Source organism: Microcoleus sp. Z1_A1 (assembly GCF_036700305.1).
Classification (GTDB): Bacteria; Cyanobacteriota; Cyanobacteriia; order Cyanobacteriales; family Microcoleaceae; genus Microcoleus.
Genome location: NZ_JAUBOR010000013.1, coordinates 35,620 through 53,301, shown reverse-complemented (window position 1 = coordinate 53,301; position 17,682 = coordinate 35,620). Strand labels below are relative to the sequence as shown.

Annotated in this window: 20 protein-coding genes; 5 read left to right on the top strand and 15 right to left on the bottom strand. The window is 46.1% G+C overall.

All coding sequences use genetic code 11. From position 1 onward, the window contains the following. Positions 1 to 634 precede the first annotated feature (634 nt). Both QT973_RS11080 and QT973_RS11075 read right to left on the bottom strand, forming a co-directional pair. Positions 635 to 1,423, bottom strand: coding sequence for an SDR family oxidoreductase (locus tag QT973_RS11080; protein WP_333209538.1), 789 nt, complete (start codon positions 1,421 to 1,423; stop codon positions 635 to 637). 308 nt (positions 1,424 to 1,731) lie between these two features. Next, positions 1,732 to 2,658 carry a nuclear transport factor 2 family protein gene (locus tag QT973_RS11075; RefSeq protein ID WP_333271240.1) on the bottom strand — a complete coding sequence of 309 codons (927 nt, stop codon included), beginning with the start codon at positions 2,656 to 2,658 and terminating at the stop codon, positions 1,732 to 1,734. Positions 2,659 to 2,876: 218 nt separating this feature from the next. On the opposite strand from QT973_RS11075, the gene murG reads away from it, so the two are divergent. Further along, positions 2,877 to 3,941 carry an undecaprenyldiphospho-muramoylpentapeptide beta-N-acetylglucosaminyltransferase gene (gene murG / locus QT973_RS11070; RefSeq protein ID WP_333260461.1) on the top strand — a complete coding sequence of 355 codons (1,065 nt, stop codon included), beginning with the start codon at positions 2,877 to 2,879 and terminating at the stop codon, positions 3,939 to 3,941. Positions 3,942 to 3,979: 38 nt separating this feature from the next. On the opposite strand, the gene QT973_RS11065 is transcribed toward murG, so the two are convergent. From QT973_RS11065 to QT973_RS11040, 6 genes are all read right to left on the bottom strand, one after another. After that, complete coding sequence (locus QT973_RS11065) at positions 3,980 to 4,279, bottom strand: hypothetical protein (RefSeq protein WP_333209543.1); 300 nt, start codon at positions 4,277 to 4,279, stop codon at positions 3,980 to 3,982. 97 nt (positions 4,280 to 4,376) lie between these two features. After that, complete coding sequence (locus QT973_RS11060) at positions 4,377 to 4,826, bottom strand: type II toxin-antitoxin system antitoxin SocA domain-containing protein (RefSeq protein WP_333057437.1); 450 nt, start codon at positions 4,824 to 4,826, stop codon at positions 4,377 to 4,379. Positions 4,827 to 4,975: 149 nt separating this feature from the next. Beyond that, positions 4,976 to 5,572 carry an urease accessory protein UreG gene (ureG, locus tag QT973_RS11055; protein ID WP_333057438.1) on the bottom strand — a complete coding sequence of 199 codons (597 nt, stop codon included), beginning with the start codon at positions 5,570 to 5,572 and terminating at the stop codon, positions 4,976 to 4,978. An 89-nt stretch (positions 5,573 to 5,661) separates the two neighbouring features. Next, the gene (locus tag QT973_RS11050; RefSeq protein WP_333271244.1) at positions 5,662 to 6,375 is read right to left on the bottom strand and encodes an urease accessory protein UreF; all 714 of its coding nucleotides are present in this window, start codon (positions 6,373 to 6,375) and stop codon (positions 5,662 to 5,664) included. A gap of 278 nt (positions 6,376 to 6,653) precedes the next feature. Then, positions 6,654 to 7,091, bottom strand: coding sequence for an urease accessory protein UreE (ureE, locus tag QT973_RS11045; protein WP_333209546.1), 438 nt, complete (start codon positions 7,089 to 7,091; stop codon positions 6,654 to 6,656). A 431-nt stretch (positions 7,092 to 7,522) separates the two neighbouring features. Then, positions 7,523 to 7,972, bottom strand: coding sequence for a DUF4168 domain-containing protein (locus QT973_RS11040; protein ID WP_333057441.1), 450 nt, complete (start codon positions 7,970 to 7,972; stop codon positions 7,523 to 7,525). A gap of 7 nt (positions 7,973 to 7,979) precedes the next feature. Between QT973_RS11040 and QT973_RS11035 the strand changes: the two genes are divergently transcribed. After that, positions 7,980 to 8,180 (top strand): hypothetical protein, encoded by a 201-nt coding sequence (locus tag QT973_RS11035; protein WP_333057442.1) that lies wholly within the window; start codon positions 7,980 to 7,982, stop codon positions 8,178 to 8,180. Positions 8,181 to 8,702: 522 nt separating this feature from the next. Here the strand turns inward: QT973_RS11035 and QT973_RS11030 are convergent. Next, entirely contained in the window at positions 8,703 to 8,867 is a 165-nt protein-coding gene (locus QT973_RS11030; RefSeq protein WP_333057443.1) for a hypothetical protein, read from the bottom strand. Positions 8,868 to 9,198: 331 nt separating this feature from the next. Here QT973_RS11030 and QT973_RS11025 point away from each other — a divergent pair, with 331 nt between their 5' ends. Further along, a complete protein-coding gene (locus tag QT973_RS11025) occupies positions 9,199 to 9,624 on the top strand; it encodes a DoxX family protein (protein ID WP_333209550.1) in 426 nt (141 codons plus the stop codon). Further along, positions 9,621 to 10,115, top strand: a complete 495-nt coding sequence (locus tag QT973_RS11020) for a DUF4385 domain-containing protein (RefSeq protein ID WP_333057445.1) — start codon at positions 9,621 to 9,623, stop codon at positions 10,113 to 10,115. The genes QT973_RS11025 and QT973_RS11020 overlap by 4 nt, the downstream gene beginning before the upstream one ends. Before the next feature lie 596 nt (positions 10,116 to 10,711). Here the strand turns inward: QT973_RS11020 and QT973_RS11015 are convergent. The 6 genes from QT973_RS11015 to QT973_RS10990 all read right to left on the bottom strand — a co-directional run bounded on the left by QT973_RS11015 (position 10,712) and on the right by QT973_RS10990 (position 15,303). Then, positions 10,712 to 11,179, bottom strand: coding sequence for a regulatory protein RecX (locus QT973_RS11015; RefSeq protein WP_006634375.1), 468 nt, complete (start codon positions 11,177 to 11,179; stop codon positions 10,712 to 10,714). Between the two features lie 89 nt (positions 11,180 to 11,268). After that, positions 11,269 to 11,679, bottom strand: a complete 411-nt coding sequence (locus QT973_RS11010; RefSeq protein ID WP_015177612.1) for an AbrB family transcriptional regulator — start codon at positions 11,677 to 11,679, stop codon at positions 11,269 to 11,271. Between the two features lie 334 nt (positions 11,680 to 12,013). Continuing rightward, entirely contained in the window at positions 12,014 to 12,202 is a 189-nt protein-coding gene (locus tag QT973_RS11005) for a hypothetical protein (protein ID WP_333057446.1), read from the bottom strand. A 973-nt stretch (positions 12,203 to 13,175) separates the two neighbouring features. Continuing rightward, positions 13,176 to 13,328, bottom strand: coding sequence for a hypothetical protein (locus QT973_RS11000; protein WP_333057447.1), 153 nt, complete (start codon positions 13,326 to 13,328; stop codon positions 13,176 to 13,178). Between the two features lie 18 nt (positions 13,329 to 13,346). Further along, positions 13,347 to 15,044 carry a CHAT domain-containing protein gene (locus QT973_RS10995; RefSeq protein ID WP_333057448.1) on the bottom strand — a complete coding sequence of 566 codons (1,698 nt, stop codon included), beginning with the start codon at positions 15,042 to 15,044 and terminating at the stop codon, positions 13,347 to 13,349. Positions 15,045 to 15,048: 4 nt separating this feature from the next. Beyond that, entirely contained in the window at positions 15,049 to 15,303 is a 255-nt protein-coding gene (locus tag QT973_RS10990; RefSeq protein WP_333057449.1) for a hypothetical protein, read from the bottom strand. 1,406 nt (positions 15,304 to 16,709) lie between these two features. Here QT973_RS10990 and QT973_RS10985 point away from each other — a divergent pair. Beyond that, a partial coding sequence (locus QT973_RS10985; protein WP_333232113.1) for a calcium-binding protein occupies positions 16,710 to 17,682 on the top strand: 973 nt, incomplete at its 3' end.

The window sequence follows — 17,682 nt, the reverse complement described above, 5'->3', positions numbered from 1 at the left end:
CCGGCCAAAATTGGTCGGGAGTTAATTAATCAGGGTGCATCTACTAATTTAGTCTCCGGTTCGAGGTGCACCTGTTCGGGACAGTTTGGGAAAATTTTGGGAAATTCGTGGTTTGGGGTGCGATCGGCAAAAAAAAGCGCAAACCAAAATTGGTCGGGAGTTAATTAATCAGGGTGCATCTACCAATTAAGCTTCCTGAGAATTCCAGCGCAATCCGGACAACCTCAAACTTTATTCAGCATCACCGTCGATATCGCAAAAAAAAACCCCAAACCAAAATTGGCGGGGAGTTAATTAATCAGGGTGCATCTACCAATTAAGCTTCCTGAGAATTCGAGCGCCATCCGGACAACCTCAAACTTTATTCAGCATCACCCTCGATACCGCAAAAAAAAACCCCAAACCAAAATTGGTCGGGAGTTATTTAATCAGGGTGCATCTACTAATTTAGTCTCCCGCCCGATGTGCACCTTTTCAGGACACTTTGGCAGAATTTTGGAGAATTTGTGGCGAGGGGGGGCGATCGACAAAAAAAACCCGGCCAAAATTGGTCGGGAGTTAATTAATCAGGGTGCATCTACCAATTAAGCTTCCTGAGAATTCGAGCGCAATCCGGACACTTACCACTAAAAACTCAAAACTCTTTTCGGTGAACCAGAGTTGCACTAGCTTGGTCTGTCGGAACTAGCAAGATTTCGCTAATATTGACGTGGGGCGATCGCGTCGCGCAAAAATACACGACATCGGCTACATCGTCCGCAGTCAGCGGTGTCAATCCTTGATAGACATTTTTTGCTTTTTCTGCATCGCCGTGAAACCGGACATTGCTAAATTCTGTTTCCACCAAACCAGGCTCTATTTCTGTCACCCGCACTGCTGTTCCCAAAAGGTCTTGTTTCAACCCTTCAGAAATAGCTCTCACTGCTGCTTTGGAAGCGCAATAAACATTACCTTTCGGATAAGCTTGGCGGCCTGCTATTGAGCCGATATTCACTACGTGGCCGCGGTTTCGGCTTACCATTCCCGGCACGATCGCACGAGTCATGTAAAGCAAGCCTTTAACATTGGTATCAATCATTTCTTCCCAATCTTGAAAGTTGCCTTCGTGCAGTTTGTCTAAACCACGGCTCAATCCCGCATTGTTAATCAGAATATCGATGTTTTTCCAGGCATCGGGAAGCGCAGTTATCGCCGATTCGACTTGCGGGCGATCGCGCACGTCCAATTCTAGTAAATAAATCTCGTTTGCCGATGCGATGGATTTTGTTTCTACAAGTTCGTTTGCCAGTCGATCAAGCTTTTCAAGACGGCGGGCTGCTAAAATTAGTTTGGCTCCACCTTTGGCGAATATCTTGGCACAGGCTGCTCCGATACCGCTACTCGCACCTGTAATGAAAACAATTTGATTTTGGATAGAAATCATACGATTTTAGATTTTAGATTTTAGATTTGGGAATTGGGAATGACTAATGAGATAAGGGTTTGGATATTTCATACTGTCAATTCAACATAATTCTTGTAGTGACGACTTTAGGGATTCAGTCCTTTCTCTTCAAGATTTTCTTGAACTCGCCACTACTAAAATTACCCAAATAATACCATCCCCTAAAAAATGCAACTGTAGACCAGCGCTCCAAACATTTAATTCATAAGTTATTCCCCATCTAAAATCTAAAATCTAAAATCTAAAATCTAAAATCTAAAATGGTATAACCCATAACACCTATTTTATTACTTGACAACCCGCAATCGCACACTAACTGTTGCAATTCCACCTTGTCGCATCAAAACTGCTGAAACCCACCGATTTTCTGGCGTAGCCGGAGCTTTACCTACTTTAAAAATTCCCCCGGCATTTAGCAACTCTAGCTCGACTTCTGAGGGATTAAAAAAGGTTTTTTCGGTAATGGGTTCCTCCAAAACAGTCCCTATTAAAATATCATCGCCGATCGGCTCTCGTACAATGGCATCAAAATAGTAATCTTCGCCTACCTTAACTTGCTCCGGCAAATTTACTTCAATTGTGGGAGGATTATTTCCAGAACTAAGCTGAGTTTGTTCTGCTAAAATCTCTTGACTAACTATTTTTTCACCTTCAAAGCGCTGCTGGGAACGGATGGTAGCTTTGAGAGTTAATTCTCTGCCATCCTTTTTTTGAGTGCCGGCAATTGTAGTTATGGTTTCTGCAATAATCGCGCTACCTTCGGTTTTCCAAGATTTGATCTCGGTGCGGTAATTTAAACTTGGATATCGATCCCAGAGTTGGGTGAGGGCTTTTTCCATGCTTTGGCCGTTTAAGCCGTCAGAATGAGTGAAATTCTGGCTGTAAAATGCCATGACTGCTTTGACATCGCGCCGGTTGGCGGCGGCGTCAATTTCTGTTAGCAGTTTTGTGAGTGGGGCGGGCGCATTTTCAGGGGTTTGGGCGATCGTTTGGGGAGTCGCCCCGATCGCACCGATCGCTCTTGCCGCACCTTGATGCAGCACGCCAGCACTTACCACTGTTAAACATAACAATATTTGAGCGATCGACTGCCCGCCGTTAAAGCCAAAAACGATCGCCCGTTGGCGCAGCCCTCGAAGCGGATCGGCTTTTTCGTCCCGACGGCTGGAAAAATACTGAGATGCACTTGGCACTAAATTCAAAAAATTACGCATTAGGTGATAATTTGGTTATTTGTCAGGAGTCGTGGCGCGGGCAACTGTTCGCCTGCAACGAAAACTGACAACGGAAGGACGGACATGGCACAATCTAATTTTAGATTGCTGATTGAAAATTGGCTGAAACTGCCGGAATAATAAGCATAATAATCTAAAACCTCAAATATAAAATTGATTGACCTGTGGAACTTGTACTTGTAAAAAAAACAAAAACCTTGACAAAAGCCCCCCTCCGGTTGTTGGTTGCAGCTAGCGGCACTGGTGGACATTTATTTCCTGCGATCGCCACCGCTAGTCAGTTGAACGACTGTCAGATCGAATGGCTAGGAGTCCCAGATCGCATGGAAACCGAATTAGTTTCATCCCTTTACCCCCTCCACACGATCGCCGTTGAAGGCTTTCAGCAGCGATTTGGACTAGGTACTGTGCGAATTTTGGGCGGACTCGTCGGCTCGATCCTTCATGTGCGGAAGTTGCTCAAAGCGGGAAATTTTCAGGGAGTCTTTACTACCGGCGGTTACATCGCAGCACCAGCAATTCTAGCGGCTCGCTCTTTGGGTTTGCCGGTGATTCTCCACGAATCTAATGCCATTCCGGGGAAGGTGACGCGCTGGTTTAGTCCTTTGTGCACTGCTGTGGCGATCGGATTTGAAGCAGCAGCCCAGCATTTACCCCGCGCCAAAACGGTGGTGGCTGGTACGCCGGTGCGATCGCAATTCCTCGCCCGCCAACCTCTAAATTTGCCAATTCCTGACAGCGTACCTGTTATTTTAGTCATGGGTGGCTCTCAAGGTGCTGTCGCAGTCAATAAGTTAGTGCGCGAGTGTGCTCCGGCTTGGTTTGATGCCGGCGCTTGGGTGGTTCACCTCACCGGAAATAATGACCCGGATGCCGAGAGTTTGAAACACGAGCAATATTTGTCAATGCCATTTTACGACAATGTGGCGAGCTTGTTGCAGCGAGCAAATTTAGCAATTAGTCGATCGGGCGCCAGTGCTCTGACAGAATTAGCAGTGACGGGCGTACCTTCTATTTTAATTCCTTTTCCTCACGCGGCTGACGACCACCAAAGATTTAATGCGGATGTATTTGCTAAAGTCGGCGCCGCTGTGGTATTCCGTCAAAGCGAACTGACAGCAGATGTCTTGCAAAGCAAAGTGTTGTATTTGTTAAGAGATTCCGAATATTTGGAAAAAATGTCTCAAGCTGCTGCTCAATTAGCGGTGACAGACAGTACAGAACGTTTGGCAAATTTGGTCAGGGAATTGGTGGTGAGGTAGCGAAAATTGGACACCGCCACTAATTTAACGAGTTCTTTTTAATGAGGGTAAAGCGTAAAACCCCTGTCCAACCAAATAACATAAAACACAGCCCCATCCCGATAACCAACCATTGGAGCCTTCCCGCAAAACCGAAAAGCAATAAAATTTACATCATCCTTAAGATGGCTGGGAATAGGTGCTCTAATGGAACTTCGGGCTATCTTCTCGTAGCCCAATCCGTGACGGGGACAAGCATTAATCTCACTCCAGGTAAGCTGATTTAATTTGTAGAGCGTATCTGCAAAAGCAGCCTTTTCATCTTTTGTGCATTGAGAAAGAGAGTAATCTTTATTCATGTATCGCAAAGAAAATAGAGGTGACTCCTGCTCTGGCGGTAAATCAACAATTTCTCTAGGTGAAATCCTTTTCCCTTTTTCTTGGCGTTGATTTGCCTTAAGATGCTTCTTCACAATTGAGTTGAGTCTTGAAGTATTTTTTCAGGGATTGATGAGTAATTTTTCCGCTATTTTGAGCAGCAAGTTTCCAGGGATATTCTTCGTGTGTCATGTTCCTTAACTTCCATGCAGCAAACTGCCCAAACACAGAGTAAACTTCATCAAGCAGGCTCTTAGTTTTTTCTTCGTAAATCGAAAAGTCTATATATTCAGGACGTGGAATTGCACCAGTACCATACTTTTTATAGTGACGGTACAAATCAGGAACAACGGGCCCGTGAGTCCATGCTTCTATGGCTTCAAGAAATAGCGGTTCATCGTACAAAGCTAAATGAAAGCCTTGAGCATAGTAAACCAATTTCTGAAGCTTGAGATTAGATATCAGATCGCCAGCATCTTCACTTGCCTGAGCCAAAAAGTATTCGGCTGCATCATAACAACTCAGCATAACTTACTTGGTAGTCATTAAACGGCAAAACTAGAACGAGATTTTTTTGACACTCCCGCGACTCAAGCAGACTATATTTGTCTGGAGACGTTTTCACGGGGAATTGCGAGCCGTGTCACTTTATTTACATTATACTATATTTTCTCAATCTATGCCATATTCAATTTAACAAAATTAACTACCGATTCTAATCCTTCCTTTGTCTTCAAGTTAGTAAAAACAAAAGGTTTCTCCCCCCGCATTTTTTTCGCGTCCCGTTCCATCACGCCTAAATCTGCTCCTACATAAGGTGCGAGGTCTGTTTTATTAATTACCAACATATCAGATTTAGTAATTCCTGGCCCGCCTTTGCGCGGAATTTTATCGCCTGCTGCGACATCGATTACGTAAATTGTTAAATCTACTAACTCCGGGCTAAACGTTGCCGCCAAGTTATCGCCGCCGCTTTCGACAAATACTAAATCTAAATCAGTGAATTTGTGTTCTAACTCTTCTATAGCTACTAAGTTTATCGAAGCATCTTCGCGGATGGCTGTGTGGGGACAGCCTCCTGTTTCTACGCCCAAAATTCGATCGCTCTCTAAAGCTTGACTCCGAACCAAAAATTGGGCATCTTCCTGAGTATAGATATCATTAGTAACAACCGCAATCTGGTATTGCTGCCGCAGCGCCTTGCACAAAGCATCAAGTAAAGCAGTTTTCCCCGAACCAACTGGCCCAGCAATTCCTACACGAAAAGCACCCATAGCGATTTTAGATTTTAGATTTTAGATTTTAGATTTTCTGATTTTCTGATTTGGGATTTGGGATTGAGGGATTTGGGATTGAAGGATTTTCAACTGCGAAACAACCGAGTGTACTGAGTTTCGTGCGCCATGCTAGCCAGTCCTAATCCCCAACTGCAACTGCCAAGCTCATCATCTTCTAATTTTAAAACTTCTTGCGCCGTACAGCTAATTTGAAACTGCAAATCTAACAGTAACTGTTGACCGGCTGTTTGACCGAGGGGAATCAGTTTCACGCCCGCACTCGCCAAATTGGCAGCCCAACTGTACAAATATCCTAACACGGCCGCTTCCTCTTCAATCTGCCAGTTGGCGGCGGCAATGCCAAAGCCGATCGCAAAATTGCACGGATTGCCGCCAAATTCCACCAAATCTTTTACACTTGTTGTTAACCCAGAAGCAACGGGCGATTCCCTGCGGGATAGCTTCGCTTCACGCAAATCCAGCAGCAACCTCACCAAAGTCCGCCCCATTTGCCAACTTTGCAAGCGCAACTCTTCTGTTTCCTTAGCAGCCGTCGCCCAAGCATTCCAGTAATTCAAAGCCGTCAAATCCCCCATCTGTGCCGCCCTCAAAGCCCTTACCACCACAGCGGCTTCTACTCGCACAGCCCCGAATTGCAGCGAATTTTCTAACCAATTCCTCAAAGTAATCTCGCTGTCGATCGTACCGGTTTCTACCAGACTTTCGATTCCCTCAGAATAACTATAAGCTCCCACAGGTGCAAAAGCTAACTGCAACAAAGATAAAAGTTGATTGTTCACTGTTGACTGTTGACCAAGAATTTGTTGATGGTACCCGCCACGTGATTTATCCGGGGAATCAATCGAAAATCGAAAATCGAAAATCCTCAAGCCCCCGAATTTATCTCGCGCAAGTCAATCCAAAATCTAAAATCTAAAATCTAAAATCTAAAATCTAAAATCGAATGACTGTTGACTGTTGACTTCTTGCTTCTTCAATAGCCGAAAGCAATTTAGTCATAAGCCCTCGGATTTATCGGTGGGAGTAAATCTAAAATCTAAAATCTAAAATCTAAAATCTAATGGCTGTGCCCGTAAGCGCCCATTTCCGGCTGAAACGGCACAATTTCCTCTGTTACTTCCAAACCCATTTTTTCTAGCATTCCCTGCAACACAGAGTCGGGAGAAAGCCTTAAATAATTATCGGCAACTTCTAAAGCTACGTGGCGGTTTCCTAAATGATAAGCCGCCCGCATCAGTAGCAGCGGGCTTGAGGCCCGCGCTGTCAGCACGAGTTCGGGTTTTGCACTTACCAGTACCAAACAGCTACCGTCTTCCGACTGCAATAAATCTCGATCGCGCAATACTGTACCTCTGGGCAAACTCAGGTGCAGCCTTTCCCCCGTTTCTGTCTCGAATCGGTGGCGGCTGCGAGTGCGATCGTCCGCTGTCATTGGTAAAGTAAAGCTGACAACAGCATCGGGATTTGCTGGTAAATGTTTTGTGAATGTTAGCATTTTTCTATTCTATTCCTCAGAACCCTTCACTTTACATCGAGTTTTTGAGGAATATCTTTTTTATAGCCGAAGGAATAAGGAAGACCGAAATTGCCATTTTCAGCTCATGTTTCAGGAATTAAAAACGTTTTAATCGTCTTGGCGATCGCTATATCTCATTGCGATTTACAGCCAGTTGAAAAATATTCATCTCTCTGAACCGCTCCCGTTCTTGTCTGTTTACCACATTTTTGTCATCTTGTCAAGCATTTTATCACAGACGATCGCCCTTTTTTCAAAAAATTTTGCATATCGTCTAGTAACTCGAACAATTTAAATCTCCAATATATTGTTGGGGGGAGGTAGCGCTTAGGCATCCTGCCTGCCATTAACAAGCTTTTATGGAGAAGTCTAATAGAACGGGAGAGGAAGAAAGACTCAAACCCTCAAGCTTATTGATTGCCCGCTTGTTGCAGTCGCAGCAGTTCGGCTTGAATTCGCTGTTTGACTGCCGGGTCCGCTTGCTGGAGCAAAGTAAGCTGGTTGAAGCGACTAACTGTCAAACCATTGGTTTCGATAACTTTTTTAGCTTGTTGGCAGTAATTCACCGCGATGCCGCGAACACCTCCAGACAACCTATTAATTTGCTGAGTTTCGTTGCACACTACTCTGGGAACCGATCCCCCAGCCATTCCTTTAATTTCGTTATAAGCTTCCACCCGTCTGGGTTCTATTGCCAACACAGCACGAGCGTAGCTAGTAATTTCTTGGCTGCTAATTTCTTGAGCTTGGGCTGCCGATCCGAAAACGAGGTTTGGGGATTGTCCATACAAACCGGGCGCCCATCCGCTAGCTAAAGCTGCTGCAGAAATGATGCCTGCAAACAGCGATTGTCGCAGCATCCGGTTAATGCCAAATTTAGAGGTGTTTAGTGAGGTGTTCATGGTCGTCGGTGATTGCTTACGTGTAGATAAAAATGACACAGCGCTTGGAGGCTCAATCTTTTTGAATAATGTGGTGGCTAAAAAGTTCCTGCCTAGGAGTGACTATTTTGAATTCCAGCAGGATGCTTTGGAAGTTGCTACGACGATCGACTTTTTAGCAAATTAGATAATTTGATTCATTCTAGCATCTGTGGGAAGTTGACAATATTCAAACTTGAGATAGTAATTTTAATTACAGAGCGTTCCCGAGTTGCCAGAGGCAATAATTCTCAAAACGCAAATATTAAATAATTCTAAAAGTTATTGACAAATTACTCGCCTTAATTAGTCTAATCAAGGTACGCCCTAGCAAAGCTATCTTCCCGCCAGGGTTCCCGTTCCCCGTAGGGGTTCCCGTAGGGTAGGGTAGGGAAGCGCCTGGAAGGCTAGGTCAATCGATTTTAGATTTTAGATTTTAGATTTTACAATACTTCGGACAGTTTTTGATTGCCCACCGTAAAATAAGGGTTTCAGGGCGATTGGACAATCAAGCTGCCAACCGAAAATCAAGGGTTTCACACTATGAGATAAAAATATTCCGCACTATTGATTTTAGATTTTAGATTTTAGAATTGAAGCATTGACTTGCGCGAGATCAATTCGGGGGATCCTTTATCGGATACAGGTTTTTTATTTCTGGACGGATTCATCACGTGGCGGGTATCCTGGATGCGAGGGGGTCAAATTTAGCAGCAATCGCACTCCTCAATTGCGGCGATGATTTATCTAATGTTAAGCGATGGTGCATTTGTCGATCGACAAAATCCCCCACTGCTTTGGCTGCTGACGACGCCCAAGCCGGAACAAAAATCATGTTTTACTACCCGAAGATAGAGACAGCAACAGGGTACTAGACATTAAAATCTTGTTATCAAAATGCGCGCTATCTGTTTTTGGCAGTCAACGCGCAGGCGTGGGATTCCAGTTCTCGCTTCCTCCAGTTTGGGGCTGTGAAAACTTGTCTGGGAGTTAGCCAGAAACCTGGTTTTTCTACGAAATAAAATCGTTACAGCCACCAGCAAAAGCAGACAAACCCGGAAAGCTGGAATTTTTGGGGCTCAGTTTGCTTGTCATCTCGATCGCAGATAGCGATTTTGTGCAAGCATTATCGTAGCAATTTAACAATTATTAATTACCCATTGCCCATGAAAAGTCAAAAAGAAATTTGGCGAGTTATTCTCGCAGTAGCTATCAGTATTGTAGGCGTGCTGCACTTTGCAGTACCCGCACCTTTTATCAGAATTGTGCCGCCCCAGCTTCCTTACCCGGAAGCATTGGTTTATATCAGCGGTTTTTTCGAGATTTTGGGCGGAATTGGGCTGTTAGTTCCTCCTGTCAGCAGGGCGGCGGCGTGGGGGTTAATTGCCTTGTTTATTGCCGTGTTTCCAGCTAATATCAATCAAGCCGTCAACAACATTCCGATAGAAGGGATTCCCCACAACCAATTACTGTATTGGTTGAGGCTGCCTTTTCAAGCTGTCTTCATTGCTTGGGCCTGGGTTTATACCAAACCAGACGAAGGTAAACCCCGGGCTTCTATAGTTCCAGATACAACAGAAAACGCCCAATGAAGCAGTTCGACTACTCTGTGGATTTTAAAAACATCGACTTTAGACAGCACCCGGAACTTTATCGGGTAGGGAAAGGAGAACAGGGAGTGCTGTTGGTTGAACCATACAAAGGAGAAATTTTGCCTTTCTGGAGATTTAAGACTCCTGAAATTGCCAGGGAGTCTAGCAGCAAAATTTACTCCTTGTTTTTAGAGTATCTCGATGCCGATGATTTTGTGGGAGCCGACATGGCCCGCAAGTTCTTGCAGATGGGGTACACTCGATCCCGTCGCTACGCTAACCACAAAAGCGGCCGAAAATACCAGCAAAACCCTCAAAAGCTGAAGTCTGTTGCAGAGCAAACCGCCGCTCGAAAAGATATTTTGCCGCTCGAAACTGATCCGGTGAAAGCCGAATCCGCCGCCATTTTTAAAGAGAAATGGATGCTGGCTAAAATCAACGAGAAATATCTCCAGCTTTTAGCCAGACATCGGCAGATGTACGAATCTTAGTTAGTCAACGCTGAGGATTGACATACAGTTACCAAGAAATTGGGTCTAAAGCCCCGTCATAAGCTTGACGGCTTTAATTAATTATCAACTTTTGTTAATTGTTTTCTTGAACTTTCTTGCATTGTGTTCATTGTAGAGTAAAATAACTAGACTACAGGTAGAATAACCGCCGATACACATGAGACACCACGCTCAAACGACAGGTCGGAAAACAATAATGGTTAGTGGGTGGCGAAAACCACGAAAAACATAGCTGGGCTAACTAATGTAAGCCAAAATCAGAGACTAAACTTTTTATTTCTAAAATGTACTGTGGGGCACACAGAAACAAGAGAAGCAATTCTCGAAAGCTTGGGGAGACAAACCCTCGCGAGGCTATCTAAATTAAGCTCGATATTTGGTTCTTTTGAACGGATACCTGGTTTAAACACTGCCACAAGGATAGATAGTTTTAAGGTATGTCGCAGAACCAAGAATCCCCTCGCCTTCAGGCAGGGGAGTGTCAAAAAAACTCAGGACTTAGACTTTAGCCCCGTCGGCAGCAGTGTAGTTGTGCTTGCCTATCGGGGCCTGCTCTATTTGCTTGACCCTACTATTTACTCGTCATCTTCTTCCGTCTGCCACTGTCGCCAAATTTCAAAGGCATTAAAGCCCCTGTATTGCAGGTAATTCAAGACTTTGCCCTTGGTTTTCGGATCTGCTTTACCCCAAGTATCGATCTTGTATTTCCGCATGACTTTGGCTTTTAATTCGGCCAGTTTTTCTGCTTCGGAGTCCTGATTTTCTGCAATTTCTTCTTCCCAGACTTGCTCGAACAAATCGTTGGTAATTCCTTTTTGCAGGCACTTGCGCTTGATGGCAGACTTTCCGTATTTGCCTGCTGCAGAGGCGATCGAGTTTGCCACCAAGCGAGTGTCAGACTGATAGCCCCGGTCTTGAATTTGCGCGATCGCCTCCAATATTTCCTCATTGCCAAAACCTTTCTCTTGCCCCTTTTTGCGAAGTTCAGAGGCACTGTAGTCTTTGCGAGACAAGAGAAAATAGAAATAGTCAAGACAGCTCATCAGTTAAATCGAAGGGTGGCGCGCAAATACTCGTGTAGCGAAGCCAAATCCAGTAGCCTTGCTATCGGCTGACTGCATCGAGATCGCCTCTATTCTTCTGTATCCTCCTCTTCATCATCCAATTCCACATCCGGTCTGTCCACATCGATCTGAATCAAGCGAATGTGCTTGTATCCGAGCTTAATTTCAAACTCGTCTCCCGGCTTTAATCCCATTTCTTGGGTATAATTTGCCCCGATCACGATCGAACCATTCTTGTGAACGCTAGCTCGATAACTCGCTTCTCGCCCGCGTCCGTCTGCTTTAGACTTCTCTAGCTCAATGCCCTTAGCAGCTAACACTGCATCGTAAAACTCAGCCAGATTAATCCGGGTTTCTCCACTTTTGCTGACAGTGAAGTAGCCGCAAAGCTTCGCAAGTTCTCTGCGTGGCAAATCACTGCCTTTGATTTTTTGAAGCAGACCTTTTCCTGTTAAGGGTGCTGTAGCTGTTTCTGCCATTGACCGTACCTCGCTTATTGGACTTTACTTATATCAATTACAACACATTAGATTAACTTTGTTTCACTGTCAATACTAATAATTCTGAATATTAAGATTCTGGATAAATTTCTGCGGCCTCAAGACCGGGGGTGCAAGTAAGGATGCTCGAAGGGCGATCAATTTGCTCCTCGCGGCCCAAATCCTTGTGTAAGCCTTGGAGCGATCGCGCGGGGAATTATTGTCGCAAATTAAATGCTTTACTTTTTTACAGTAAAGTCTGTTCCCTGCATTCACCAATCCCCGATTGTGTCTGCGGTCAAGGTCAAAATAAGACAGCCATGAATGGAAATACCTAGAACGCGGCCACTGCAAATCTGCCGAAAGCATTTACCGGCGCGGGGTTAACTTTTACCTCAACAAGACGAGGCAGCACTTGTTCTCGATGCCACTGCCAGCTACTTGTAAATTCTATTTTTACGGCTGGAAATCCCCTCAAAACCCCAAATACCAACGAGCAATCTTCTATTAAGGTTTTGGGCATATAACTTGCACAGAACGCAGTCTGGGGAAGGCAATCCGGTAAAAATTGCAGGAAATTTCACCGGTTGGTTGAACGGGTTTAAGCTAAAACCCGACTCCATGGGCGCGGCGGCAGAAACATCGGGCAGCCACTAAGAGGAGAATAGTTTTGATCGGGCGAGATTGCTTCGCGACTCTTAACACTTCGCCACGAATCAGTAGATTTCTAGGGGGAACTGGCGAAAATCTTCCTCCTCGGGCCCCAAGCCAGAGAATTTGAGGTTATTTCCACAGGGGAATTGAAAAAGACCGAGTTTAATGCACAACAGCTTAAATGTTTGATGCACTACAAATTAGCAGCGGTTCCCGACATGGAGTTTCGATGGAAATGTATTGGTTTCGAGTCGTGGCCTGTAAACTGCCATACTCTCAAAATTTATGCACCAACTGGAGGGGCGCGTCAATCGATTTTAGATTTTAGATTTTAGATTTTAGATTTAAGCCTTGACCCCACGGATAAATACGTTCGGCAAGTTTCATCGGATACAGGTTTTTTATTTCACCGGTCCTGAGTCTGCTTTCGGCATGAATCACGTGGCGGGTATCCTGGATGCGAGGAGGTCAAACTCACAGCCGCTTCCATAATTAATTATTGTTAAATAAGCGCGCTGACGGTGAGGACGTTCTTAATTGTGGCAACTCTGGCTTTTATTGTCTTGTGCCGAATGAGGAATGCTCGTGCTGCCGAATCAGCCCGCTCAAAAACGCAGACAAGCCACCGACTCCTGTCGTGGAGAGATCAAAATTTTAGACTCTTGTTCCATTTCCCAGATTTATCTGTGGAGTAAATTTAAAATCTCAAATCGTTCGACTCAGGACTCAAGCCGAGGTCTAAAATCTCAAATCGACTGACGCATTCTATGATTAAGCAGTCCCGGACTTACTTTCTCGACGAGAAACCCAGTTTCTTCCTCGATGCTTAGTTGGGCTGCTGCTTATTTTCGGTAAAAACCGACTTGATGAAGGTAAGTCCGAGATTCGATCGAGCAGTATACTTTCGATCGCTTTGCCAGCGGCAGCCGATCGCGAATGGCCAGCAAAAACCCCACCCAGTTTGGAGCCAGGCCAAGAGAGTCTAAATTCAGCATTGCAGTGGGCGATCGCTTTTAGTGACGTTGTTGCAGGTAATTTTGCGACAGGGGAGTCCGTACCGCCGGCAGTAACTCTTCTGGTTTCGGACCTCGCTGGTTCGAGTACCGCCACCCAAAAAAGCCAGCACTAAAAGCAACGGACAACAAGCAAAGCATCAGGGTAACAGATTTTTTCAGCCCCGGTTTTTTTAACGGTTTCTGAGTCGATGCAGCGGCGCGAGTTGCTTGGATCGCTGAACACTCAGAATTAGGAATAGAGGAGGGCGAAGCCGTCGGTGAGTTCGGTGAGTTAGTAGCATCCGCTCGATCGTTCTGGTGAACCCAATCCCTACGATCTTTTAATTGGTTGGGATATTCCCAGACTTCGCCGTCAGAATTGTCTGACTCATGGGATCGATTCGCTGGGATTGGGGGGTATTGGGCGATCGCCGAAACCGAAGACGGGGCCTTCCATTCTGTACCCGCGAGCGCCGGTGGCGTTCCCGGCGCGATTATGTGCACCATAGAACCGGATGTCGCGCTGTGGGCTGGCGCGCCGGTCAAATAGCCGTCAAAGTCCGGGTGCTGATAGAGAATGGGCAAAGCCCAGTATAGCTGGTGAGAACCGTAGGCAGAAATTAGCCCAGCTCTGGCACGGCTCAGGCTGAGATCGACTGGATAGCCTTGATTGAGGTTGCGGTAAAACAAACGCGTGAGAGTTAGGGCTACATCGTCGGGGATGCTTTCTGCCATTGCTAGCACTGCCGGAATTCCACGCTTGACTAGAGCTTCGGTTAAGTTCCGTTCCGGGCTGTCGTCCGCGAGGTCTGAGGGGTCGCCGTAGGCGCCGCGGCAGGAGTTGAACACGGCCATCTGAATACCGTTGTTAACGAGCAATCCAGCTAAGTCGTCGCCACTGAGGGTTTCGGTTAAGCCGGTGCGGCTGCTGACTAGGTAGAGTTCCCCACCTCTGGAACCTAAGTTGCTGTGGCCTGCGTAGTGCAGGACTTGGTAGTGTCCTTGTTCTAGGGCTTGGGTAAGTTGTTCTCGATCGGGCTGTTCGAGAATAGTCAGTTGAATTTCCGGGCAATGGGGGCTGTTTTTGAGAGGATGACCGGTGCGGTTTTGGAGTTCTTGCTGCAAATGGAGCACTTCTCGCTTGAGCTGCAAGCTGTCTCGATCGCTCGGAGAGGCGATCGCCATTAAAATTTTTAGTGGCCCGCCACTAGGCAGTATCCGGGTTTGCTTGAACAAACTTGTACCTGGTTGGTAGCGAGAAAATACGACATCGGTGCCGGTTGCCAAAGGGCGATCGCCGGCGTGCAGAACTTCCCACGGCAGTCGTGGCAAGCGCCGGCCTTTGAGTCCGAGTCGCAGTTGCAGCACTTCTCGGCGGTGCTGGGCTATGCCTTGAGCGCAAGTCCAGCTATCGCGCAAGTTTCCTTGAAACAGCCCGCTGTATAATTGTTGCCCCAGGGCTACTAAATTCGGCGCTGAGTTGTTTCCCGAACGGGAGAGGCCGCGACCGGCAAAACTGCTTCCCTGTACTGCTTTTCCCTGGAGCAAGCCCACCAGCGGGTCGTTCATCAGTTGAGCAGACAGTGCCAGCCATTCGTCGATCGGCCAGCGGACTTGTTGTTCGGCTAAGGGTACACCGGGTGCAACCCTTTCTGTCCGCACTAGATATTCATCGTCCCCAACGGGGGTGACTGAGAGTTGAAATTCCTGGCTCACCGATTTAGCGCCCTCCCGCCTTAATTCTGAATTTGCCTGCGTTTTTGCGGCTAGCAATAGCGCTCGGCAACATATTTTTTACTCTTCCAATCAAAGTTTCTGAATGCGCTTCCCCCGATCGGGCGATCGCTAGGGTCATGTATATTTGTTCAAACACTTTGAGGATATAAAAGTTGTACTTTAATAACAGTTTATTAGTTTTGATTGCCCTGTGGCTCGGTGAAAGCCGAATTTTCTCCAATCTTGCTATCTTTAACATTTTGCACCTCTACCGCAGACCCCTTTAGATTCGTCGTGAACTTGAGTTTCTCATTGCTGAGTAAAGTTAAATTGGAGGCACTTTACCAGGCGGATCTCTAGTTCTTATTAAAATTACTTCGGCTCTCGCCAACCGGTTTCAGGGCAATATCGCAGGCAAATTTGAGTATTTTATTTTTTTGGGAGAGGGGTCGATCGGTCTTTACCGCTTATCCTGTACCACCAACCCCCCATGTGTAATCTTGATTTTGTGTCAATTAATTAATTGGTCAGCCCTGGGTTCTCATCCGTAAGCCCTCCGCCCTCATCCTTAAGACCTCCGTGGCGATCGATAATCGATACTTCACCATCGATAATTCCTAATAATTTATTGCTAATTTACCGCTTTCATGATATAGAAAATTTTTAATTTAACTGTTTTAATCGAGTTAAAGTTAAGCAGCAAAAATAAACATCAGCAGCCAAGAACTCTCAACAATACAACGACCATAAAATTGTTCCGGTACTCTCAAGCAACTCTTTTTTTGGCATCTAGAGGATTACCCCTCATCAGGCCGGTTTCTCGGAGAATTATTGGACTTGGTAGCGAAGCCGTTACAAAACAACAGGGTTGGGCAGCCTCGCCGTGGGTCATGCCCGCTCAAAATGCCGAGCTTGCAACAGTCACCAAAAACTACTTCTGCGTCACATACCATTTGAAAGCAAATCTTACAATCTGCCTGAAGATAGATATATTTTGGCAGAACTCTTAGTATTGATCCGAAAAAAAACTCAGTTCGCGAGGTTTCCTCGAATGAGAGAAAATTGTGCCACTAAAAATTAGAACAAATATTTGGTCGGGGGAATTATCTAAATTTCTAATTAATCATCGGGAACTAAAATTACGAGGGTGCTGTCGTTTAGTCAAGAGATTCAAATCCTAGGTCAGGGAAGGATTTGTCAAAGCTGGGAGTGTTACAAAACTTCAATACACCCAGCCTAGATCGGAAAAAAAGCAAGGGTAGAATTTGGGGGACAGAGGTTTTGGGTAGTTATTTAGGAGTTGTCAGTTGCGAGTTTAAATTCAGCTAATTCACTGTAGAAATTACGTAGAAACTCTACAGGCAGGGGCCCTTCGGCGCAGCTTACTGTAGAAAATACCGAGAACATCTTAAAAGCTCGGAGCTTCGGCGTAGCACTTACAGTGTAGGTTGCGGATTAATTGATTTTGGTACGCAATGGCAGAATATAAAACTCGCAAAATAGCGAAAAAAACCTTGCAGTTTAAGTGGCATCTATAATAGTAAAGATGAGGAAACCAGCTCCTATAGGGGGCGAAAGCATGAAGTAAAAAAAAAACTTCTGCAGCCTCCTGTTTGCTGATAAATTGATTCTAAGAAGCTTACCATTTTTTGGGAAATATCAACAATGGATGAACTAACGTTGTTAGAAGAAGGAGCGGGAACACTTTTTCCCGCTCAAGATGAAACACAAAAGCCAGTCGGGGATTTAGGCGACGACAGCTCTACAATTTCCGATGAGGAGTTAGCCGAGTTAATTCAGATAGCGCTCACCGAAAACACCGACGGCATTACCACCACATTTCCAGCTCTGTCTAACGGCGTACTGGAAGAAGGTGCTGCTGATGACAGCCAAATGGCGGAATCTAACGGCGTACTAGAAGAAGGTGTGGGCGACATAGATGACTTAGATGATGACAGCGGCATCGATCGCCGCCGAACCGTCGTCGGTACCGATGACGATGACTTAATTGTCGCCACCGGCGAACAGGATGAGATATTCGGCAAAAAAGGCAAGGACAGAATCAAAGGAAACCGAGGCAAAAAAAATAAAATCTTCGGCGGTAAAGATGACGACGATTGCGAGGGCGGCGATGACGACGATGAAATAAGAGGCGATCTGGGCAAAGATACCGTCATGGGCGGCAACGGCAACGACACCCTTAACGGCGGTAAAGACAACGATACCGTGATGGGTGGCAGTGGCAACGACATCTGCGAAGGCGATGACGGCGATGACTGGACCCACGGCAACGAAGGAGATGATGACGTTGACGGCGGCGCCGGCAACGATACCGTCTATGGCGGCAAAGGCAACGACGATTGTGAGGGCAGCGAAGGCAACGATGCAGTCAGGGGCGACACAGGCAACGACAACGTTAGCGGCGGCGACGGCAACGATACCGTTAACGGTGGCAAAGATAACGATACCGTGATGGGCGATGCCGGCAGCGACGTTTGCATGGGTGACGACGGCGACGACAGCGTGATGGGCGGCGACGGCGACGACAGCGTGATGGGCGGTGCCGGCAGCGACGTTTGCATGGGTGACGACGGCGACGACAGCGTGATGGGCGGCGACGGCGACGACAGCGTGATGG